This window comes from Nocardia brasiliensis IFM 10847, assembly GCF_000710915.1.
GTDB lineage: Bacteria > Actinomycetota > Actinomycetes > Mycobacteriales > Mycobacteriaceae > Nocardia > Nocardia brasiliensis_A.
This window is the reverse complement of sequence record NZ_BAUA01000222.1, coordinates 1-21,571: the sequence shown is the minus strand read 5'-3', so window position 1 is coordinate 21,571 and position 21,571 is coordinate 1. Positions and strand designations below refer to the sequence as shown.

At 65.6% G+C, this 21,571-nt stretch carries 21 protein-coding genes and 1 tRNA gene; 17 read left to right on the top strand and 5 right to left on the bottom strand.

From position 1 onward, the window contains the following. From NBRGI_RS42870 to NBRGI_RS42860, 3 genes are all read left to right on the top strand, one after another. The coding region (locus NBRGI_RS42870) for a replication initiator (RefSeq protein WP_370627937.1) at positions 1-605 on the top strand (605 nt) is incomplete at its 5' end. 12 nt (positions 606-617) lie between these two features. Further along, on the top strand, positions 618-824 hold the full coding sequence (locus NBRGI_RS42865) for a helix-turn-helix transcriptional regulator (protein WP_029904042.1): 207 nt from the start codon (positions 618-620) through the stop codon (positions 822-824). A gap of 53 nt (positions 825-877) precedes the next feature. Beyond that, positions 878-2,035 (top strand): tyrosine-type recombinase/integrase, encoded by a 1,158-nt coding sequence (locus NBRGI_RS42860; RefSeq protein ID WP_235211303.1) that lies wholly within the window; start codon positions 878-880, stop codon positions 2,033-2,035. Positions 2,036-2,077: 42 nt separating this feature from the next. On the opposite strand, the gene NBRGI_RS42855 is transcribed toward NBRGI_RS42860, so the two are convergent. Further along, positions 2,078-2,164 (bottom strand) — tRNA-Leu (locus NBRGI_RS42855). A gap of 226 nt (positions 2,165-2,390) precedes the next feature. Here NBRGI_RS42855 and NBRGI_RS42850 point away from each other — a divergent pair. The 8 genes from NBRGI_RS42850 to polA all read left to right on the top strand — a co-directional run bounded on the left by NBRGI_RS42850 (position 2,391) and on the right by polA (position 13,572). Beyond that, the gene (locus tag NBRGI_RS42850) at positions 2,391-3,008 is read left to right on the top strand and encodes an ANTAR domain-containing response regulator (RefSeq protein ID WP_014983319.1); all 618 of its coding nucleotides are present in this window, start codon (positions 2,391-2,393) and stop codon (positions 3,006-3,008) included. 289 nt (positions 3,009-3,297) lie between these two features. Further along, the gene (locus NBRGI_RS42845; protein WP_029904038.1) at positions 3,298-4,494 is read left to right on the top strand and encodes a branched-chain amino acid ABC transporter substrate-binding protein; all 1,197 of its coding nucleotides are present in this window, start codon (positions 3,298-3,300) and stop codon (positions 4,492-4,494) included. Between the two features lie 97 nt (positions 4,495-4,591). Further along, positions 4,592-5,629 (top strand): branched-chain amino acid ABC transporter permease, encoded by a 1,038-nt coding sequence (locus NBRGI_RS42840; protein ID WP_014983321.1) that lies wholly within the window; start codon positions 4,592-4,594, stop codon positions 5,627-5,629. Beyond that, positions 5,626-7,056 (top strand): branched-chain amino acid ABC transporter permease, encoded by a 1,431-nt coding sequence (locus tag NBRGI_RS42835; RefSeq protein ID WP_029904036.1) that lies wholly within the window; start codon positions 5,626-5,628, stop codon positions 7,054-7,056. The genes NBRGI_RS42840 and NBRGI_RS42835 overlap by 4 nt, the downstream gene beginning before the upstream one ends. Further along, on the top strand, positions 7,053-8,048 hold the full coding sequence (locus tag NBRGI_RS42830) for an ABC transporter ATP-binding protein (RefSeq protein ID WP_029904034.1): 996 nt from the start codon (positions 7,053-7,055) through the stop codon (positions 8,046-8,048). The genes NBRGI_RS42835 and NBRGI_RS42830 overlap by 4 nt, the downstream gene beginning before the upstream one ends. Before the next feature lie 8 nt (positions 8,049-8,056). Then, entirely contained in the window at positions 8,057-8,812 is a 756-nt protein-coding gene (locus NBRGI_RS42825) for an ABC transporter ATP-binding protein (protein WP_029904032.1), read from the top strand. A gap of 54 nt (positions 8,813-8,866) precedes the next feature. Next, complete coding sequence (locus NBRGI_RS42820; RefSeq protein WP_235211302.1) at positions 8,867-10,543, top strand: DUF885 domain-containing protein; 1,677 nt, start codon at positions 8,867-8,869, stop codon at positions 10,541-10,543. A gap of 284 nt (positions 10,544-10,827) precedes the next feature. After that, entirely contained in the window at positions 10,828-13,572 is a 2,745-nt protein-coding gene (gene polA, locus NBRGI_RS42815; RefSeq protein ID WP_029904028.1) for a DNA polymerase I, read from the top strand. 103 nt (positions 13,573-13,675) lie between these two features. On the opposite strand, the gene NBRGI_RS42810 is transcribed toward polA, so the two are convergent. Then, the gene (locus NBRGI_RS42810; protein ID WP_141692287.1) at positions 13,676-14,035 is read right to left on the bottom strand and encodes a hypothetical protein; all 360 of its coding nucleotides are present in this window, start codon (positions 14,033-14,035) and stop codon (positions 13,676-13,678) included. Positions 14,036-14,148: 113 nt separating this feature from the next. Between NBRGI_RS42810 and NBRGI_RS42805 the strand changes: the two genes are divergently transcribed. From NBRGI_RS42805 to NBRGI_RS42790, 3 genes are all read left to right on the top strand, one after another. Beyond that, entirely contained in the window at positions 14,149-14,463 is a 315-nt protein-coding gene (locus NBRGI_RS42805; protein WP_029904026.1) for a helix-turn-helix domain-containing protein, read from the top strand. A gap of 38 nt (positions 14,464-14,501) precedes the next feature. Continuing rightward, positions 14,502-15,392: an integrase core domain-containing protein gene (locus NBRGI_RS42800; protein ID WP_051728471.1), complete on the top strand. Its 891-nt coding sequence runs from the start codon at positions 14,502-14,504 to the stop codon at positions 15,390-15,392. Positions 15,393-15,725: 333 nt separating this feature from the next. Beyond that, positions 15,726-15,932 carry a hypothetical protein gene (locus tag NBRGI_RS42790; RefSeq protein WP_029904020.1) on the top strand — a complete coding sequence of 69 codons (207 nt, stop codon included), beginning with the start codon at positions 15,726-15,728 and terminating at the stop codon, positions 15,930-15,932. 229 nt (positions 15,933-16,161) lie between these two features. Here the strand turns inward: NBRGI_RS42790 and NBRGI_RS42785 are convergent, their stop codons facing one another. The 3 genes from NBRGI_RS42785 to NBRGI_RS49775 form a co-directional block, all read right to left on the bottom strand. After that, entirely contained in the window at positions 16,162-16,611 is a 450-nt protein-coding gene (locus NBRGI_RS42785) for a nitroreductase family deazaflavin-dependent oxidoreductase (protein ID WP_029904018.1), read from the bottom strand. A gap of 1,041 nt (positions 16,612-17,652) precedes the next feature. Then, positions 17,653-18,627, bottom strand: coding sequence for a hypothetical protein (locus NBRGI_RS42775; protein WP_148311182.1), 975 nt, complete (start codon positions 18,625-18,627; stop codon positions 17,653-17,655). Positions 18,628-19,296: 669 nt separating this feature from the next. Next, the gene (locus NBRGI_RS49775; protein ID WP_268808484.1) at positions 19,297-19,425 is read right to left on the bottom strand and encodes a hypothetical protein; all 129 of its coding nucleotides are present in this window, start codon (positions 19,423-19,425) and stop codon (positions 19,297-19,299) included. An 873-nt stretch (positions 19,426-20,298) separates the two neighbouring features. Here NBRGI_RS49775 and NBRGI_RS42760 point away from each other — a divergent pair. From NBRGI_RS42760 to NBRGI_RS49550, 3 genes are read left to right on the top strand one after another with little or no spacing between them, the layout of a single operon-like run. After that, positions 20,299-21,063, top strand: coding sequence for an SDR family oxidoreductase (locus NBRGI_RS42760; RefSeq protein ID WP_029904013.1), 765 nt, complete (start codon positions 20,299-20,301; stop codon positions 21,061-21,063). Further along, on the top strand, positions 21,050-21,223 hold the full coding sequence (locus NBRGI_RS49555; protein WP_235211300.1) for a hypothetical protein: 174 nt from the start codon (positions 21,050-21,052) through the stop codon (positions 21,221-21,223). The genes NBRGI_RS42760 and NBRGI_RS49555 overlap by 14 nt, the downstream gene beginning before the upstream one ends. A 31-nt stretch (positions 21,224-21,254) precedes the next feature. Then, positions 21,255-21,413, top strand: a complete 159-nt coding sequence (locus NBRGI_RS49550) for a hypothetical protein (RefSeq protein WP_235211299.1) — start codon at positions 21,255-21,257, stop codon at positions 21,411-21,413. The last annotated feature ends 158 nt before the right edge of the window (positions 21,414-21,571 follow it).

Here is a 21,571-nt window from a genome sequence, read left to right as displayed (position 1 = left end):
TTCAAATCCTTGCGGGCACACCGGAAATGGATCGCAAGGTCGGCTACCTGACCAAGTACCTCACCAAGTCGGTAGCCGAAGTCCTCGACTCCGATTCCCCTCGCGTACAGCGCCATTACGACCGGTTGCACGCCCAGTTGCAGCGCACCCCGTGCTCACCGACGTGCGCGGTATGGCTGCGCTACGGCATCGTCCCCAAGAACGCCAGCGAGAAGACCCAGCCGGGGCATTGCCGTGGCGGCAATCATCGCCGCGATCTGCTCGGTGTGCCCGGCAACCGGTGCATCTCCTCCACCATGTGGACGGGCAAGACGATTCCCGACCACAAGGCCGAACGGCTGGAATTCGTTCGCAACGAACTCGCCAAAGTCGGCATCATGCCGCCCGACACCTCACACCTGCGCATCACCCCGGTCCAACCCGGCGACCGGGACGCACCTCCACGCTCGCACCTGGTCATCGCGTTGGTCTCGGCCCGGCTGACCCAGCGTGCCCAATACACCAGGGCACGCCTCGCCACAGCCGAAGAACCGCCAGGCGACAGCGTGGAAGCACTCGAAATAGCAGTGACACAGAAGCGTTCGGCAATTCCGGATGCGGCATAGGAAGGATTGGAAATGATCGAGGACGAGACCTACCTCAGAGCCAAGGACTGCGAAGCCCTGACCGGAATCCCAGAAGCCACCTGGCGGTGGTGGGCGCATGTCGGTTCGGGGCCAGCGAGCTTCAAGCTTGGTCCGCGTCGGCGAGTGTGGCGCAAGTCCGTCGTGCTGGCGTGGATCGCCGAACAGGAGAAGCTGACCGGCTGCGGTGAGGCCGCCTGATGGCTACTCGACGGAACCCACGAGCGGGGATTGAAGACCGCTGGTATCCGACCGTGGTCGTGGAAGATCCGGTGACGGGTGCGAAGTCGAAGAAGAAGGTGAAGTCGGAAGAACGTTTCGGCAAGGGCAAGCGGTGGAGGGCGCGCTACGTCGATCCCAACGGAGTAGAACGGTCGCAGTCGTTCGACACCAAGGTGCAGGCACAGAAGTTCATCGATGGCGACGTGACGACGAAAGTGGTCACCGGTACGTGGGTCGACCCGGACCGCAGTGGTGTCCTGTTCTCGGTCGTCGCGGAGAAGTGGTTCACTTCGAAGAAGTTCCGCAAGCCGAAAACCGTTGCAGGCTACCGCTCCCTGCTCGACACCGTGGTGCTGCCTCGCTGGGGCTCGACGCCATTGCGAGAGATCGAGTTCGAGGACATTCAGGAATGGGTGGTGAACCTCTCCCAGTCGGGTAGCACGAGGTTCGAGGGCCGGGGGCTGTCGGCTTCGCGGGTGATCCAGTCGTACCAGGTGCTGAGTCAGGTACTGCGGTTCGCGATCAAGTCCAAGCGTCTCGCGGTGAATCCGGCTGACGAGATCGACTTGCCCTCGATGATGGCGGGGGAGCGGCGCTATCTCACGCACGTGGAAGTCATGCAACTGGCGCTTGCGGCCGGTCGCTTCCGTGCGCTGGTGTTCACACTCGCTTACACCGGTATCCGGTTCGGTGAGGCGATCGCCCTTCGCTCCGCGAGCATCGACCTGGAGAACCGCCGAATCCGGGTCACTCGTTCGGCAACCGGGGTCACGGGCGAAGGCATCGTTGAGACCGATACCAAGAACCACACGACGCGTGCAGTGCCGATCCCCAGAATCCTCGCCAAGGAGTTCGCGAAGCTCCTGGACGGGCGCGGGCCGGAGGAGCTGGTGTTCCCCAGCCACAAGGGCGGCTACCTCACGTCGACTGAGTTCCGGTGGGTGTTCGATCAGGCTGCTATTGCGGTCGGGCTGAAGGGTGTTGTCCCTCACGGTCTGCGCCACACGGCGGCGTCACTGGCGATCAGCGCCGGGGCAAATATCAAGGTCGTCCAACGGATGCTCGGGCACAAGACCGCGACTCTGACCCTGGACCTGTACGGCCACCTGTTCCCGGACGATCTCGACACGGTCGCGGACGGAATGGACGCCGGTGCGCAAGCTGCTGCGGACCAACTGCGGACTGCGTGAAGTAGTGATGGAGAGGGTGGGCTCAGAATCCGCCCTCTACCTTGGTGCCGAGTGTGGGACTCGAACCCACACGTCCTTTCGGACAACGGTTTTTGAGACCGTCGCGTCTGCCAGTTCCGCCAACCCGGCGCACCGGGACGAAATGATAGCGGGTGGAGGGGGCTGGTACCTAACTGGTTGGTGGCGGGGCCGCGGTCGGGCGGTTCGCCCTGGGTATATGCGTTCTATGCCGAAGTGAAAGGTACTCTTTACATCACTCGACGACCGGTGGTGAGGTCGATGGTCGGCAAGTTGGACCAGCGTCCACTCTGCGGCGTGTCGGGGACAGGCATCGAAACCACGAGGGGTCTTACCTATGAGCACAGCAGCAGGGGGCGCAGGCACTAAGCGCGACGCGGGGGCGAAGCGGGTCGTCGTCGCGGAGGATGAGGCGCTCATCCGCATGGACCTGGTCGAGATGCTGACCGAAGAGGGCTATCTGGTGGTCGGTGAGGCGGGTGACGGGCAGCAGGCGGTGGATCTGGCGGTGGAGCACCGGCCGGACCTGGTGATCATGGATGTGAAGATGCCGCGCCGGGACGGGATCGACGCGGCGGCCGAGATCGCGTCGAAACGTGTTGCGCCGGTGGTGATTTTGACGGCGTTCAGTCAGCGGGATCTGGTCGAGCGGGCTCGCGACGCGGGGGCGATGGCATATCTGGTGAAGCCGTTCACGAAGTCGGATCTGGTGCCTGCGATCGAGTTGGCGGCGAGCCGGTTCCATGAGATCACCGCGCTGGAGGGCGAGGTGGCGAATCTGTCGGACCGGTTGGAGACGCGCAAGCTGGTGGAGCGGGCGAAGGGCGTGCTGATGCAGACGCAGGGTCTGTCCGAGCCGCAGGCGTTCAAGTGGATTCAGCGGACCGCGATGGATCGCCGGACGACGATGAAGGCCGTCGCGGAGGTCGTGCTGGAGAACCTGGCGCCGAAGTGACAGGGGTGGTCCGGTGAGCGGACCGCTGACCTATGCACGCCGTGCTGACGGACTGTGCCCGCCTGCGCTGATTAGAAGGAAATTTTACTCGCGTGAAACAGGATCGTGAACAAGAATTCGACACGATGTCGGATTCATGATCCGAATGTGATGCAGAACTAACGCACCAACGCTATGTTCTGACCGGGCTGACGTGGTCGGCCCCCTCGGTGATCCCGGGGGAGCACAGGACTTAGAGGTGAAACGTGCTTAGTTCGACAAGGCACAGTCGGTACGACGGCGAGGTGTTTTGGCAATCGGTGCAGCTGCCGCGCTGGTGCTGACCGGTTGTAGTGACAAATCGACCAGCACCGGTACGGATGCGTCCGGTACCAGTGGGGCGTCCAGCCTGAAGATCACGCCGGTCGTTCAGGTGGACACCAACGGCAAAGAGGTCGCGAAGGTCGATCCGGCGAAGGCCGCCGATCCGGCCGGTGACGGCAAGGCGACGTGCGCGCCGACCAACATCGCCTTTGCCGGCGCGTTGACGGGTCCGAACGCTGCTCTCGGGATCAACATCGATATGGGCGCGAAGCTGGCGCTCGATCAGCACAACAAGGCCAACCCCGGCTGCCAGATCACGTTGAAGTCGTTCGACACCGAGGGTGACCCGCAGAAGGCCACGCAGGTGATCCCGCAGATCGTCAACGACAAGTCGATCGTGGCGCTGCTGGGCCCGACCTTCTCCGGTGAGACGAAGGCGACCGGCAAGATCCTCAGCGATGCCGGCCTGGCGTCGCTGACCTCGTCGGCGACCAACGCGACCCTCACGTCCAACGGCTGGACCAGCTTCTTCCGCGGCCTGGCCAATGACGATGTGCAGGGTCCGTCGGTGGCGAAGTACCTGACCGGCACCGCGGGCTACAAGAAGGTCTGTGTGGTCCAGGACAACAGCGACTACGGCACCGGTCTGGCCAAGAGCATCACCGAGGGTCTCGGCGCCGCCGCCGACGCGAGTTGCTCGTCCAGCATCAAGACCGGTGACAAGGACTTCTCCGCGACGGTCACCAAGATCGCGGGCGCGAACGCGGACGCGGTGTTCTTCGCCGGCTACTACGCCGAGGGTGCGCCGCTGGCCCAGCAGCTGAAGTCGGGTGGCTTCAAGGGTGTCTTCGTGGCGCCGGACGGCACCAACGATCCGCAGTTCCTGTCCCAGGCGGGCAGCGCGGCCAAGGGCGCGACGCTGACCTGCCCGTGTGGTCCGGCTCCGGAGAAGTTCGAGAAGGACTACCAGGCGTTCAACAAGCAGCCCTCGGGTGTCTACTCGGTCGAGGCCTATGACCTGGCCACGATCCTGACCAAGGCGATCGGCGCGGGCAAGGTGACCCGCCCCGACATCCTGGAGTACGTGCGTTCCTATGACGGCGCCGGCCTGGCCCGTCAGTACAAGTGGAGCGCCAACGGCGAGCTGAGCAACGCGCTCATCTGGATCTACACGGTCAAGTAACCCGACCCACGAGTCGCGCAGCACGTAACGGGGTTCGCGCGAATCCCGTTACGTGCTGCTGTTTCGTGAAGGGCGAATGAATGAGGGCGAATTACGAATGACTTCCACTGCATTAGCCGACGCAGTACAACTCGTCGGCGGCTCGATCGACTTCAACTATGAGGGAGTGATCGACGATTTCTGGCGACTGACCGTCGACGGATTGTCCTACGGTGCTATCTATGCACTGGTTGCTGTGGGCTACACCCTGGTCTATGGCGTACTGCGGCTGATCAATTTTGCCCATTCGGAAATATTCATGCTCGGCTTGTTCGGCCAGTACATCGGGCTGATGTTGCTGGGCTTCTCGCCGAGTGGTGATGTCTATTCGCAGGGCATCATCCTCACCATCACCTATCTGGCGCTCGCGATGATCTTCGGCATGGCCGTGTCCGGCGCGGCTGCGGTCGGACTCGAGCGCATCGCCTATCGGCCGTTGCGCCGCCGCGGGGCCAAACCCCTGATCTTCCTCATCACCGCCATCGGCGCGTCCTTCGTGCTCCAGGAGATCGTGCACTTCGTGCTGCCGAAGATCTGGCCGAGCCTGGGCGGTTCCAACGCCCAGAAGCCGATCATGCTGGTGGAGCCGACGAAGCAGTTCAGTTTCGGCGGTGCCGACATCACCAACGTGACGATCGTGATCATCGTCGCCGCGGTGATCCTGGCGATCGCCACCGAGCTGCTGATCAATCAGACCAAGTTCGGCCGCGGCATCCGGGCCGTGGCACAGGATCCGGATACCGCGACGCTGATGGGTGTTTCGCGGGAACGGATCATCATGCTCACCTTCCTCATCGGCGGCGTGCTCGCCGGTGCGGCGGCGCTGTTGTACGCACTCAAGATTCCGAACGGCATCATCTATTCGGGCGGTTTCATTCTCGGCATCAAGGCGTTCAGCGCCGCGGTGCTCGGCGGCATCGGCAATCTGCGGGGCGCGTTGCTCGGCGGGTTGCTGCTCGGTCTTGCCGAGAACTATGGCCAGATCCTCTTCGGCACGGAATGGCGTGACGTGGTCGCGTTCGTGGTGCTGATCGCGGTATTGATGATTCGGCCGACCGGCATTCTCGGTGAGAGCCTCGGGAAGGCACGCGCATGAGTGAGGTAACCACCAAACCTGTTGTCCCACCGGCCAAGCCGGAACAGCCCCGGCACGGCGTCGGTGACGCGCTGCGCGGCTGGTGGAGCGGTCTGTCCCGGCCCGCCCAGTGGGCGGTCGGGGTGCCCGCGATCATCGCGCTGGCGCTGCTTCCGCTGTTCCCGCCGCCGTTCATCGACACGCCGGGCACCAGTTTCGGCGGCGTGATGGCGCAGTTCGCGATGTACGCGCTGATCGCGATCGGGCTGAATGTCGTTGTCGGGCAGGCGGGTTTGCTCGACCTGGGGTACGTCGGCTTCTATGCCGTCGGTGCGTACACCGTCGGTCTGCTCACGAGTCCGAACAGTCCGTGGAATCAGACCGACGGCGGCTGGCTCGGCAGCAAGTGGGCCTGGCTGGCCTGTGTACCACTGGCCGTGGCCGTCACCGCGGTATCCGGGTTGATCCTGGGCACGCCGACGTTGCGTTTGCGCGGTGATTATCTCGCGATCGTGACGCTCGGCTTCGGCGAGATCGTCCGGCTGCTCGCCGACAATCTCGGCGACCTGACCAACGGCAGCCTGGGTCTCTCCGGTATCGCCTACCCGTCGGTCGGGGTGTCCGAGGAGAAACCCAACGGCGTGTTCTCCGCGGGCAACGTCGGCAATTCGGAGACGTCGAATCTGTTGGACCGGGCCAACGCCGGCGTCTGGTGGTTCTGGGTCGGCATGGTGCTGGTGATCATGATCCTGCTGATCGTCGGCAACCTCGAACGCAGCCGGGTCGGCCGTGCCTGGGTCGCGATCCGGGAGGACGAGGACGCGGCCGAGATCATGGGCGTGCCCACCTTCAAGTTCAAGCTGTGGGCCTTCATGATCGGCGCCGCGGTCGGCGGGTTGTCCGGTGCGTTGTATGCGGGGCAGGTGCAATTCATCAACCCGACCGGGTTCAACATCATCAACTCCGTGCTGTTCCTGTGCGCGGTCGTCATCGGCGGGCAGGGCAACAAGCTCGGCGTGATCGTGGGCGCGTTCGTCATCGTGTATCTGCCGAACCGGCTGCTCTCGGTGCAGGCGGTCGGTCAGTCGGCCCTCGGCTGGGCGGCGCTGATCTTCACCGTCGCCCTGGTGGTCGGTTTGATCATCGTGTGGCGCAGGTGGGCCCGGGATCAGGAGCGACCGATCCGGTTGGGCTATCTGGCCGGTGGTGCGGTCGCGGTGATCGTGATGCTCGTCGTGCTCAACAACGTGCTGGTCTTCCAGAAGCCGGGCGCGCAGTCGCTCGGTGACTACAAGTACCTGTTCTTCGGTATCACGCTGATGGTGGTCATGATCTTCAAACCGCAGGGCCTGTTCCCGGTCCGGCAGAAGCTGCTCGCCTACGGGCGGCAGGTGTATCAGGCGGTGCGCAGACCGTCCGGCGACGATGCGATCGGAGAGACCCGATGACCGGGCCGAGCGCCGGCGGCGCACTGTTCGACAACGAGGACATGGCCGCGGGGTACGCGGCCGAGCCGGCGGCCGAACCCAGTGCCGGCGTGGTCGATCTGACCGCGGTGAACCCGGACCTGGCCGACGCGGAGGCGGTCGCGGAGGTCGTCGCCTCGCATCGCGAGATCGAGACGGCCGTCGGTGCGCCGCTGTTGCGCACCGAGGACCTGACCGTGAAGTTCGGCGGCCTGACCGCGCTGGACGCGGTGAGCTTCGAGATCCGCCGCGGCGAGATCCTCGGGCTCATCGGGCCGAACGGCGCGGGCAAGACCACCTGCTTCAACGCGATCACCGGCGTCTATCGCCCGGCGTCGGGCACCGTGTACTTCGACGGCGCCCCGCTGACGAAGACCAAGCGCAACGCCATCACGCGGCTGGGCATCGCGCGCACCTTCCAGAACATCCGGCTCTTCGGCGAGATGACGGCGCTGGAGAACGTGGTGGTCGGCACCGACGCCAGGCACCGGACCTCGGTGCCCGGCGCCATCTTCCGCACCGCCCGGCATCGCCGGGAGGAGCACGACGCGATCGAGCGGGGCATGGCGCTGCTCGAATTCGTCGGCATCGCACCGCGGGCGGTGGAGAAGGCGCGCAACCTGTCCTACGGCGACCAGCGCCGGCTGGAGATCGCCAGGGCGCTGGCCACCGAGCCGAAGCTGCTCTGCCTGGACGAGCCCGCCGCCGGGTTCAATCCGAGCGAGAAGTCGGCGCTGATGGATCTGATCCGCAAGATTCGCGACGACGGGTTCACCGTGTTGCTGATCGAGCACGACATGCGCCTGGTGATGGGCGTGACCGACCGGATCGTGGTGCTGGAGTTCGGCCGCAAGATCGCCGACGGACTGCCTGCCGCGATCCGGGAGGATCCCGCGGTGATCGCCGCTTACCTCGGCGTGCCCGACGACGGCACCGACGCGGGAACGGCAAGCGCACACGGGACGAACGGGTAGGAGCAGCGATGACATCGCAGACAGAACCGGTGCGCAACGGCTCCGACGCCTTGCTCGAGGTCGACGACATGGTCGTCAACTACGGCAGAATCCAGGCGCTGCACGGGATTTCGCTGAAGGTGGCGCCGGGTGAGCTGGTGACGTTGCTCGGCGCGAACGGTGCGGGCAAGACCACCACCATGCGGGCGCTGTCCGGACTGCTGCCCCTGACCAAGGGGCGGGTCCTGTTCGAGGGCCGCGACATCACCCACATGAAAGCGCACGAGCGGGTGGGTCTCGGGTTGATCCAGGCACCGGAGGGCCGTGGCGTGTTCCCCGGCATGACGGTGCAGGAGAACCTCGATATGGGTTGCTACGGAAGGCCGTTCAAGCAGAAGGCGGAATACGACAAGACGCTCGAGTGGGTGTTCGAGTTGTTCCCGCGCATGCTGGAGCGGCGCAAGCAGGTCGGCGGCACGCTCTCCGGCGGCGAGCAGCAGATGCTCGCCATCGGCCGTTCGCTGATGGCCCGGCCACGACTGCTGCTGCTGGACGAACCGTCGATGGGCTTGGCGCCCATGATCATTCAGCAGATCTTCCGGATCATCTCCGAGATCAACAAGCAGGGCACCACGGTGCTGCTGGTCGAGCAGAACGCGCAGCAGGCGCTCTCGCGCAGCGATCGCGCCTACATCATGGAGACCGGTGAGGTGACCAAGACCGGATCGGGCGGCGAACTGCTGACCGACCCGGCCGTGAAGTCGGCCTACCTCGGTGTCGGCTAGCCGATGAGGTGAACCCCGGTGCCGCGCGGCCGCGCTCGAGGCATGATCATGCTCATGACTGAGCGCGATCAGCTGAGGGATCTGGCCGAGCGGTACTGGGACTCCTTCCTGGCGGCCCGGCCGAGCGACGCGACGTTGCTCGGCGACCGGCGATTCGACGACAAGATCGAGGATCTGTCCGCCGCCGCCGACGAGCGGTTGCTGTCGACCTGGCGCGAGCTGCTCGGCCAGGTCGACGCGCTCGACCCCGCGGGACTCGACGCGACCGACCGGGTCACGCACAGCCTGCTGCGCACCGAATTGTCCGGCGCGATAGACCGTTTGGCGTGGCGGCCGACCGAGCTGGCCTCCGATCAGATGGAGGGCGTGCACGCCTGGGTGCTCACCATCGCGCCGCAGATGAACGCCCCGCAACCGGAGCATGCGCTCGCGCTCGTGCAGCGGTTCCGGCAGTTCGGCGATCTGCTCGGGCAGGCGGTCGTGCGGTTCCGGGACGGTCTGGCCGCGGGTCGCACGCCGCCGCGAATCACGCTGGAGCGCTCGCTGAATCAGCTGGACGGCTACCTTTCCTCGGACCTGTCCGAGGATCTGTTCGTCACCTTCTCCGGCCCCGAGGGCTGGGCCGGCGAGGCGGAGTGGCGGGCCGAATTGACCGACGTGGCAAGGGATGTCATCCGTCCCGCGTTCCAGAGCTACCGGGACATGCTGTTCGAGGAGCTGGTGCCGGTCAGCCGCCCGGACGACAAGCCGGGCCTGTGCTGGCTCGGCGCCGACGGCGAGGACATCTACCGGCGCCAGCTACGCTTCCACACCACGCTGCCCGAACTCGGCGCCGAGGAGATCCACGAACTCGGCATGACCGAATTGGCCGGGCTGCGTGAGGAATACGCGACCGTCGGCGAACGGCTGTTCGGCACCGCCGAACTCGGCGAGATCTTCGCCAGGCTGCGCGAGGACCCGGAACTGCGCTACGCCGACGGCGAACAGATCATGTTCGACGCGCGGCGCGCCCTCGCCGCGGCGAGCGCCGAGATGGGCAACTGGTTCGGCAGGCTGCCCAAGGAATCGTGCGATATCGTCCCGATGCCGGAGTTCCTCGCCGCGGATGCGCCTGCGGCGTACTACTTTCCGCCCGCCGCCGACGGATCCCGGCCCGGCGCCTACTTCGTCAACCAGTACCACCCGACCGGCCGCGGCCGGTTCGAGACCGCGTCGGTTGCCTTCCACGAGGCCATTCCGGGCCACCACCTGCAACTCACCATCGCCAACGAACTCGATCACCTGCCGCGATTCCAGCGCCAGTCGTACGCGAACACCGCCTTCGTCGAAGGCTGGGCGCTCTACACCGAGCGGCTCGCCGACGAAATGGGCCTGTACGAGGACGATCTCGGCCGGCTCGGCATGCTGTCGGGCGACTCGTGGCGTTCCTGCCGTCTGGTCGTCGACACCGGTCTGCACGCGAAAGGCTGGAGCAGGCAACAGGCCATCGATTTCATGGTCGCCAATGTGCCGGTCGGACTCGCCGAGATCACCGCCGAGGTGGACCGCTACATCGGCATGCCCGGCCAAGCGGTCGGCTACAAGGTCGGCCAGCTGGAAATCCGCAAACAACGCCTCGCCGCCACCGAACGCCTCGGCTCCGCCTTCGACATCAAGGCGTTCCACGACGTGGTGCTCGGCTCCGGTTCGGTGAGCCTGCCAGTGCTGCGGGAGCTTGTCGCCACGCTGTGATTCGCCGTGCGGGCACTTTCGGGCGCGAGGGGACTTCGGACTTCGTGCGCAGGGGGCGCGGTGCCGTGTGCTCGTGACCGGGTGCTGTGTTGCCGGCGGCTTCGAACCCGGTGTCTGCGGTGGTCACTCCGGTGTCGGGCGCTGGGAATCGAGGGTTGAGGTGTGCCTGGATCGGGTGGTGCGGGTGGTGGTGTGCGTCACGGCGAGGGGGTGTCGGCACTTGATGCGATGCGCATGGGTGTCGGCGTAACACCTTGTCGGTGGCGGTCCCTAGACTCGGGGGCGTGAGTTCACCCACGACTGCTCAGCGTCCCGCCACCGCGTCCGCCACCAGCGAAGTCGCGCCGGGAGACCGGCCGACTCTGATGTTGCTGGACGGGCATTCGATCGCCTATCGCGCGTTCTTCGCGCTACCGGCGGAGAACTTCAAAACGGTGACGGGCCAGACCACCAACGCGGTGTACGGCTTCACCGCGATGCTGATCAACCTGCTGCGTGACGAGAAGCCGACGCATATCGCGACGGCGTTCGATGTGTCGCGCAAGACCTTCCGCACCGAGGCGTACCCGGAGTACAAGGCGAACCGGTCGCAGACGCCGGACGAGTTCCGCGGGCAGGTCGAACTCACCAAGGACGTGCTCGGCGCGATGGGCATCCCGGTGATGGCCATCGAGGGCTTCGAGGCCGACGACATCATCGCCACGCTCACCACCCAGGCGGTGTCGGAGGGTTTCCGGGTGCTGATCGTCTCCGGCGACCGCGACGCGATCCAGCTGGTCAACGACAACGTGACGGTGCTCTACCCGCGCAAGGGCGTCTCCGATCTCACCCGGTTCACCCCCGACGAGGTGTTCGCGAAATACCAGCTCACCCCGTCCCAGTACCCGGATTACGCAGCCCTGCGCGGCGACCCGAGCGACAACCTGCCCGGCATTCCCGGCGTGGGGGAGAAGACCGCCGCCAAGTGGATTCGCGAATACGGCGACCTGAACACCCTGGTCGACAAGGTGGACGAGGTGAAGGGCAAGGTGGGCGACGCGCTGCGGGCGAACCTGAGCAGCGTGGTGCTCAACCGCCAGCTCACCGAGATGGTGCGCGATGTGCCGCTGCCCTACACACCCGACCAGCTGGCGCAGCAGCCGTGGGACCGCAACAAGATCCATCAGCTCTTCGACGACCTGGAGTTCCGCGTGCTGCGGGACCGGCTGTTCGAGACGCTGGCCCCGAAGGAACCCGAGGCCGAGGCGGGCTTCGAGATCAGCGGCGGCGCGCTCGAGGTGGGCGCGGTGGCGGACTGGCTCGCCGAGCACGCGAAGGCCGGTGTGCGGCAGGGCGTCTCGATCGTCGGCAGCGGCACCCCCGGCAACGGTGACGTGCGCGCGCTCGCCATCGCGGCGGGCGACGGCGAGAGCGGCTACATCGATGTCGCCATCCTGACCCCGGAAGACGAGGCGGCACTCGGCGCCTGGCTTGCCGATCCGGCCGTGCCGAAGGCGCTGCACGAGGCCAAGGCGGCGATGCACGCGCTGCGCGGACGCGGCTGGACCCTCGGCGGACTCACCAGCGATACCGCGCTCGCCGCGTACCTGGTCCGTCCCGGGCAGCGCAGCTTCAACCTCGACGACCTGTCCCTGCGTTATCTGCGGCGCGAATTGCGGGCCGAGACCGACGAGACCCCGCAGCTGTCGCTGCTCGACGACGAGGACGCCGTCGATGCCGAGCTCGCGCAGACCGAGATGCTGCGCGCCCGGGCGGTCGCCGATCTGGCCGACGCGCTCGATACCGAACTCCAGCAGATCGAATCGGTGCCGCTGCTCGCGGACATGGAGTTGCCGCTGCTGAGTGTGCTTGCCACGCTGGAGGATTCGGGCATCGCGGTGGACACCGACCAGCTGGAGACGTTGCAGCGGCAGTTCGCCGACAAGGTGAACGAGGCCGCCAACGCCGCCTATGAGGTGATCGGCAAGCAGATCAACCTCGGTTCCCCGAAGCAGTTGCAGGTGGTGCTGTTCGACGAGCTCGACATGCCGAAGACCAAGCGCACCAAGACCGGCTACACCACCGACGCCGACGCGCTGGAATCGCTGTTCGAGAAGACCGAGCACCCGTTCTTGCAGCACCTGCTCGAACACCGGGACGCGACCCGGCTCAAGGTGACCGTCGACGGCCTGCTCAAATGCGTCGCCGACGACGGTCGCATCCACACCACCTTCAACCAGACCATCGCCGCCACCGGCCGGCTCTCCTCCACCGAGCCGAACCTGCAGAACATCCCGATCCGCACCGATACCGGCAGGCAGATCCGTGACACGTTCGTCGTCGGCTCCGGCTACCAGTCGTTGATGACCGCCGACTACAGCCAGATCGAGATGCGCATCATGGCGCACCTGTCCGGCGACGAAGGCCTCATCGAAGCCTTCAACTCGGGTGAGGACCTGCACACGTTCGTCGCCTCCAAGGCGTTCGACATCCCGCTCGCCGAGGTGACGCCCGAACTGCGCCGCCGCATCAAGGCCATGTCCTACGGTCTCGCCTACGGTCTCAGCTCCTACGGCCTCGCCGCCCAGCTGAAGATCAGCACCACCGAGGCCAAAGAACAGATGGACGTCTACTTCGACCGGTTCGGCGGCATCCGCGACTACCTGTACGAGGTGGTCGAGCAGGCCCGCAAGGTCGGCTACACCTCCACCCTCTTCGGCCGCCGCCGCTACCTGCCCGACCTCGACTCCAGCAACCGGCAACGCCGCGAAGCCGCCGAGCGCATGGCCCTCAACGCCCCCATCCAGGGCACCGCCGCCGACATCATCAAGGTGGCGATGATCAACGTGCACAAGGCGATCCAGGAAGCCGGCCTGCGTTCCCGCATGCTCCTCCAGATCCACGACGAACTGCTCTTCGAAGTCGCCGAAGGCGAAAAGGAAACCCTGGAAGCCCTCGCCAAAGCCCAGATGTCGGCCGCCATCCACCTCTCCGTCCCCCTGGACGTCTCGGTGGGCACCGGCCGCAGCTGGGACTCCGCCGCCCACTGACTCCGGTGTTGGTCGGTTGATCACGAGGAACTGATGGCGGCATCGGCCGAGAGGCTCCCGCCACCAGTTCCTCGTGATCATGTGTCCAGTGGGGTGTCGGCGTTCAGCGCTGGTCGGTGCGGGGGCGCAAGGCGTAGGCGGGGACCAGCTGGCCTTGAACTACCAGGTCGGGGCGTCCGTCCGCGTATTGCACGCTGAACGTCACCCGCCCCATCCAGTCGCCGGCCACGGTCGGCACCCAGTGGGTGAGCAACCCTGCTCGCTCCCCGGTCATGATCACACCCGCCCCGTTGGTGTGCTTGGGCGTGCCCGGATCACGAATCACGATCGCATCCAACCGAACCCACACCGGCCGCGGCCGCACGGTGACCGCAGCCGCATAATGCCCCACCCCATCCGGTTCGATCAGCTCCGGCTCCGTACCCTCCGTGCGCGGCACCCCAGACTCCGACGTCGAACTCATGTTCGAATAGTAGCGCCTCTGCTGCGTCATCATGAGCAGCAGGATCCGCAGGTTTAGGGTCCCGTCACGCATGAGCTGAGGAGGACGCTAGGTCACGGTCGGCGAGGACCAGAATCCCGGTCGAGGACAAGCTGCGGATCGTCCTATCGGTGCTCAGGGGTGAAATGAGCGTCTCCGAAGCAGCGCGGCGGCGGGGCGTGAGCGCGGTCGCGGTCTCGAAATGGAAGCAAGCGTTCCTGGAGGCGGGTACGAAAGCTCTCGAACCGCGCCCCAGTGGACCGGCCGGAGCCCGTGGTGGTGCGGAGGAGCGGCGGTTGCGGATCGAGAACGAACAGCTCAAGCTCGCGCTGGCCGAGGCTACGGTGCAACTGCGGATCCAGCGCTACGGAGGTGTCGAGCGTGTCCCTTCACCGACCTCGAAGCCCTGAGAACGGCACAGCGGTTGCCGGTTTCGAGGTTCGCTACCTTGGTTGGAATCCCGGAACGCACCTACCGCCGACGCCTGGCCAGCCACCGTGCGGGCGAGCCGCAGCGTCGATCCCGGCCCGCACCGCAACTGGATCGGTTCGAGCCCATCGCGGCGGAGTACGCCGAGGCGTGGCCGGCGTGGGGGCACCGCAAGATCGCTGCGTTGATGCGCGCCGACGGCTACGAGGTGTCGACCTCGACGGTCGAACGGGCCCTGCGCCGCCGGGGGCTGCTGGTGCCGCGCGGGTTTCGCGCGGACCGTAAGTCGTGGGCGGCGTTGCGGCGCAAGGTGTTCCGGACACCACCGATCCGCCGCAATGCGGTGTGGCAGATCGATTTCAGCGAGTTCGAAACCAGCGGTGGAGGGATCTGGCGGATCTGCGCGGTCATCGACTACGTCACGAAATACTGCCTCGCCATCACGGTGACCACGACCGCCCGCGGGCATGACGCCCTGAAATGCCTCCAGCTCGCCGTCGCCGAAGCCGAGCACGTTCTGGGTCTGAAGGACCTGCGCGCCGACCGCGGCTCGGTCGAGGTTCTGGGCCCAGACAGCGATCCGATCGGGGTAGTGGCGGCACCGATCGCGGTGGTTTCGGACAATGGCTCGTGTTTCCGCGGCGAGGTCTTCAAAACGGCGTTCGCCGGCGCCGATCCGCTGCTGCGGCACGTCCGCACCAGGGTGCGCTCCCCGCAAACCAACGGTGTGATCGAACGGTTCTTCGGCACCTTGAAATACGAGCACTTATATCGCGGGGTCATCGCCGACGGTGACGCCCTCGACATGGAAGTCCACCGCTTCCGCGTCATCTACAACACCCTCCGACCACACCAAGCGCTCGGAGACCGGACACCCAAGGCCGCTTACCTACACGATTCGACGAGCTAGGAACGCGCGATATGCGGCATGTGCGTGCGTTGAGTGTCATGTGCCCGAAGCCATGTATCCACGCCCGCGTCGAGCATGGTCGTGACGAAGGTGTTGCAGGCTTCGAATATTCGCAGCCCCAGCATGCCGAGCATGAGTTGCGTGCGTTCACTGCGGCGCCAGCCCGAGCCCGCCAGGCGAGCACTCAGCGGCATTACGCCTCGGGCACCGGTCACCCACCCCGCTATGCCACCCCTGATTTCAGGGGCACGCCTTTCGAGGTCTGTTGGACGGAGCGGTGAACTCGATAATTTCACCGCGGTGGCCGACCCCGGCCGCTCGAAAGGGACTGTGATGCGCAACAAACTTCGTGTCGGCCTCCTCGCCGGTGTACTCCTGATGGCACCCCTGGCGACCGCGATCCCAGCCTCCGCCGCCGGACTGCCGCTGCAGTCCACCGAACAGCGGGCGGATCAGGTGAAGTCCCCGGGCTGCATGCCCAACGCAAACCACTTGCCCTGCCTGCTGGAATCGCTGTCCGCCAGCGGCTCCAGCAAGTAACACCCACTACGCGGAACGGCCGCCCTGCCAACCGAATCGGTCAGCGGGGCGCGCCGCCGTATGCGAGCCCACTCAGGCGTCCAAGCGGGCCAGGCACGAGACCTTGGCCCAGGGCGGCGACGAAATCGTCGACGAACCAACAGCCAAGCGCTCAGCGGCATGACAGTGCGTTCGCCAGCCTGAGACCAAAACTGGCGCAATCCGAGCACTCCGCGGCAATATTCCCTTGTCAGGCCGGTTCGACGCGGAAGATCGCAATCCGCTCGGCCGCGGCGGCGAGCCCGTCCGGTGTGGCCGCCTCGACCAAGCCGGTCTTGACGAACCATTCGTCCAGCTTCGCCCGGCCGTTCGCGACATGGTCGCGCAGCAGCGAACGACGTTCGTCCACAGGCAGTTCCACCATCCGCACCACCGAGGAGCGCCGACCACGAGCCAACGTGACCGTCGGCGTGGCGCGGACGTTCGCCACCCATGCCGACTTCGGATACGCCTGGAAGACATAGCGTCCATCGGCGAGGCGGACTACCGAGACCGGCACCTCTCGTAACTCACCGGATCGTCGGCCGACGACTGTGAGGATGTGCATGTCCGAGAAGACCACACCCCACTTTTGCAGCAGGGTGACAAACCTGTTGAGTCGATTTACATTGCGGCGCAGGCGTTGCGGCTGTCGAGACATAGGCTGTCCTTACTGATGTCCGAAGCGAGACTGTGGTTCCCAATGGTCGGCGAGGCCGCTGGCATCGCTCTTGCGCGGCACTGTCACGGCAATTCAGCGGTGTCCCCAAAGAAGATAGACATCCTGGAATCGGTGCGCCCTCGACAACCCTCGACTTCCGCACACCATCAGAAGCACTCGAAGAGGTGTTGCGTTGACCGCCTGAGCCCGCAGGCATGAGCGGACGTTGATCAGGAACCACTACGCCGCGCGGTAGTGGTTCTTGCGTGCGCTCAGCTCAACGGAACTGGTGGCTGGACAGCGCCCCGTCGACGCTGCTGTCATCGACGGGTGAATCCACCTGTGTCGCTGTCCCGTCCGGCACCACGATCATCCCAACGGTCGAGTTGGATGGCGTATGTTGCTCTCGGTCTCGCATGCATCGCGGGGGCAGCGGCCTTCGCAACGCGTCGCTTTCCCTGCCCATGGGACCCGCGCGCGGAAACCCTCGCAGGTCTGCTGATCTGGTTCGCGCTGCCCGTGATCCCGGCCTGCATAGCGCTCGTGCTCGGCATGAAGGGGAAGGTTCGTACCGGGCGCACGGAAAGCAGATCCTGGCCCGCATTCGCCGCACGCTTCATCGCGGGTGCTGTCCTATTCATCTCCCTTTTCTCAGTAGCCGTTCTGTGGCTTTTTGCCATAGGGATGCGGGACTTTTCGACTTTCGGGGACTGACCGTCATGTCGTAGAGCCGCTCGCAGGCCACTGGGTAGGGGGTCCCCAACGCTGAGTCGTCCGTCCCCCGACCACGCCGGGACGGCTCAGAAATCGTTGTTGGCGTCCGGTTGTGCCGATCCAATTTCGCAACAAAGAACACTCGCACATCGGCATGTGCGTGCACTCGTCGGCGGCCTCGCGGCCGGTTCCGAACGCTCGGGTCGCGGCATTATCGTTCACTCGTGCTGACTGAAGTCAGCGCTGGATCAGTGCGACACAGAACGTCTTACGCCGATGTGCGGACATCCAGATCACCGACGGCTATCAAACACCCCTGTCGGCGCGCTAGTCGCTACGAGATACCGTGCCCTGTATCTCAGACGTGCCAGTTCCGCCGTAATCCGCATATTTGTAGGTCGCCGAAACCACCCGGTTACTGCCAGCCTCACAATTCGGAGTGTGCAGGTCAGTAAACGCGAACTTGTTGCCTGTACCGCGCTGATGCAGCATCAGGGCGGTTCCCGGCGGACCCGACCGTAATGGCAGCTCATCTCGGAACGAGATCGCGGTCGGCGGGGTAGTTTCGACGCTGCCTGTGCCGTTACGAAGTGTGACCACGACCCCGAACACGTTGTCGGGCACATCCTTCGGCGGATACGACTGTGTCGCGCCGCCGGTGTAGACGGTCGTCTGTCCTTCGTCGGTCCAGTCCGACAAGTTCCTGCCGCAATGGGGGTTGGTGACGAGCCAAGCTCGGACACCGGACGGGGTGCCGCTGCCCGCGATCAGCGGCGGAATCGTGACCATCACGCTGACGAGAATGGCAACTACGAGCACTGCGCCGCCTCGCATCGAGGCGGCGCGCGTCCGGCCGGTTCGGTTGCCATACCAATGCATGAAGGCTGCCGCGAACGCTGCGGCGAGTGCGAAGCACGCCGCGACGATGCTCGTGTCGAGGTGTCCGGATAACTCCGGCTTGTAATCGGACAAGTACAGCTCGGTCCCCACCCGCTGAGCGAACCAACTGACAACTACCCCACCCGCGATGGTGCCGGCAGGCGCGAACCGGTGTGGCATCAGCCCGAAAATGCCAGTGACGACCAGCACCGGGCTGATCACGAACCGGAACGGCCAATAGACCATGACGTTGGCCGCGAAGTTGCCGCCCGCTTCGAGCTCGAACCGTGGATCTGCTCCCGGCTCGGAGTACAGTCCGAGCCCGATCTCCAACCACGCCACAGCCAGCACGCCGACGGCAACGACATGCAATATGTACGTGAGAAGTTTCAAGCGATTCCACGATGTATCACGAGCAAACACGCGGTCACTGTATCGACCAGTTGTGTCCGATCCGGTTACCAAGTGTGGAGAAATCGTGTGGGTCCGGTAGGAGACTCCGAAGTCTCGGAACCCGAACCCATTCAGAGGGCGTCGCGAGTGCAGCAGGATCGGCGGCAATTTAGGTATGCCCTGCGCGGGCCGAAGACCTTGCCAATGGTATTTGCCTCATATCATGGGCGGCACAACGAATACAGGTTGCTCGGGTCGTAACGCCCGCCACCCATGCCCCTAGCCCTTTGCACATACAGTCAAGCCGACTTCGATGCGATCGCCGACGAACTCAACGGGCGCCCTCGACAAACCCTCGACTTCAGGACACCACCAGAAGCACTCGAAGAGGTGTTGCGTTGACCGCCTGAGCCCGCAGGCAGATCCGGACGTTCGTGATCGGCTGGCTCGTCCCGACGACGGGCTAGCCGAACACTCTCAATTCGGTATTACCGCGTGTTCTCCGGGGCGGCCCCGACACAACCGGACTCGCCATCGCAGCCTGCCACCGGGTTGACGCAAGACACCTCGAGTGCGTCATCAGGATCGGCAGGATCGGCAGGTCCAGGGTTCAGGGTTCAGCCACTCGCGTCCGAGGAGGGGGCGTCACATGTCGCGGGCGACGGATTGTTCGTCCAGCACCCGGTGTGTTCGCGTGCCTCACACCTGGGCGAAGCCGTCCATGGCGAGTTCGGAGCCGCTGACGTAGCCAGCGGCGTCGGAGGCGAGAAAGACTGCTGCTGCTGCGGCCCACTGCCGAGGGCGATCGCGTGCACGGTGCACGACCACGTGTACACCCGGGTCGCCGAGGTCATGAACGTGACGACAAAATGGTGGCGAGCGGGACCGCCTATTGGCCGTCCCGCTCGCCGCACTGCGTGCTGACCGGCGCAGAGGTGTTGGCAGGCGCGTTGTCACGCCCGCTGCGGCTACCTCTCTACCGGTCAGAAAGGCGAACTAGTTGCCGTTGCTCCGTCCGGACTTGGGCCCGCTCTTCGTCGGAGGAATCCGCTCGTACGTGCAGGCTCCGGCCGCACTTGGAGGGCAGCTCAGGCACCGGTAACCGGGGATTTCCCGGCCGGCGCAGGAGGCGGCGAAATACATTGATCCGCTTTGCACTCCATCAGCCACCGGGGCTGCGGATGCCTCGCTCATCCCGAGGCCGAGACCGGCGGCACAGACCGCGATCGCGGCGCTGACGGCAATACGTTTGAACACAGTTCTTTCCCTCCCAAGGCGACTCCCCGCCGCCGATCGTGATTTCGCTCGACAACAAACTTTGTTGTCGCCGAACGGTTTACAAGCTAGCAGCACAACCACTCTGCGCGGCCCCTCCTCGCAACCATGGCAGTGCCAGGTTCACAGTGGCGACATCAGCGCGCCGATCGCGAGGCGGTCGGCGATTCGCTCTTCGATCATGTCCGAAATCTTCTTCTGCACAGGGTGATCGAGGGGCGGCTTCACCTATCCCTTCGGCGTCGACGGCGCGGAGCACATCGACGCCGAGGCGCTCAGCCGTCGCCACCCCCGCGAATACGCGGCACTGGCCTACCTACTCGAACGCAGCGGAGTCCCGGTGACCGGCACGTACCCGACCCGCTTCAGCGACCGGGAGCGCACCATCCGCGAATCGGGCCACGCCTGGCTGGCCGGGGAGTGACCATGGGAACCCTCGACGGAAAGATCGCGCTGGTCACCGGCGGCAGCCGCGGCATCGGGCGCGGCATCGCCGAACGCTTGGCCCGGGACGGCGCTTTGGTCGCGGTGCACTACGGCAGGAACAAGGCGGCGGCGCAGCAGACCGCGGCGGCCATCGCCGCGGCAGGCGGCCGGGCATGCATCGTGGGTGCCGAGTTGGGCGTTCCCGGCGATGTGGAAACCCTCGCGAACGGTCTGGATGCTGCGCTGAATGCGCAGGGGGAGTGGGGAATCGACATCCTGGTGCACAACGCGGGGTGCTACGTCATGGGGCGGCCGATCGAGATTCTCGCCGTCGAGGAATTCGACCGCACGATCGCCGTCAACGTCAGGGCGCCGGTATTTCTCACCCAGCGGCTGCTGCCACGGCTGCGTGCCGGCGGCCGGATCATCAACATCTCCTCCGTCGTCGCCCGCCTCGCCTCGGTCCCCGGCATCGGCTACGCGCTCACCAAGGGCGCACTCGACGTGTTCAGTCATACTCTCGCCAAACACCTTGGTCCACAAGGAATCACCGTGAACTCCGTCGCGGTCGGCTACACCCGCACCGACATGACGGCCGACGCGCTGGCCGACCCTGTGAACGAGGCCCGCACCATCGGCCTGACCGCCCTCGGCCGAATCGGCCGAGTCCCGGATATCGCCGGCGCGGTGGCCTTCTTGGCGTCCGAGGACGCCCGCTGGATCACCGGTGCCACGATCGATGTCACCGGCGGTGTCGGTCTCTGAACAGCGCCGCGCATCGGCGTACGCCGTCGCGCCCGGCTCGTTCCGCACCGACCGGGCCGGGCGCTCCATGGTCCGCACCGAACGCTCCATCCCGGACTACGACGCGCTGATGGACCCGGTGCGCGCGCCGCCGCGCCGCCGCCGGCAACCAGCTGGGTGATGCCGAAAAAGCGGCAGCCGCAATACTTTCGGTGATCGAATCCGCCGACCCGCCGGCGCACCTGCTGCTCGGCTCCGACGCCCTGCGACTGGTCCGAGCCGGCCGGGCCGCCGTCGACGCCGAGATCGAGAAATGGGCAGACCTCTCACGCACGACAGACTTCGCCGAAGGGGCTCAACTGCCGAACTGAACCGCCGGCCAGCCGCACCGGCGCGGGTTCCGGGCTCGAAGCCTGTGCTGCGGGGCAAAGGAGAGCAGCACAGGCGGTGTATTCGAGGTGCGGGGAACGCCGGGGGTGTCGTATCGTGGCGGAGTCCTGCACCGAGTCTTATGGCGGCAGGCACGGAC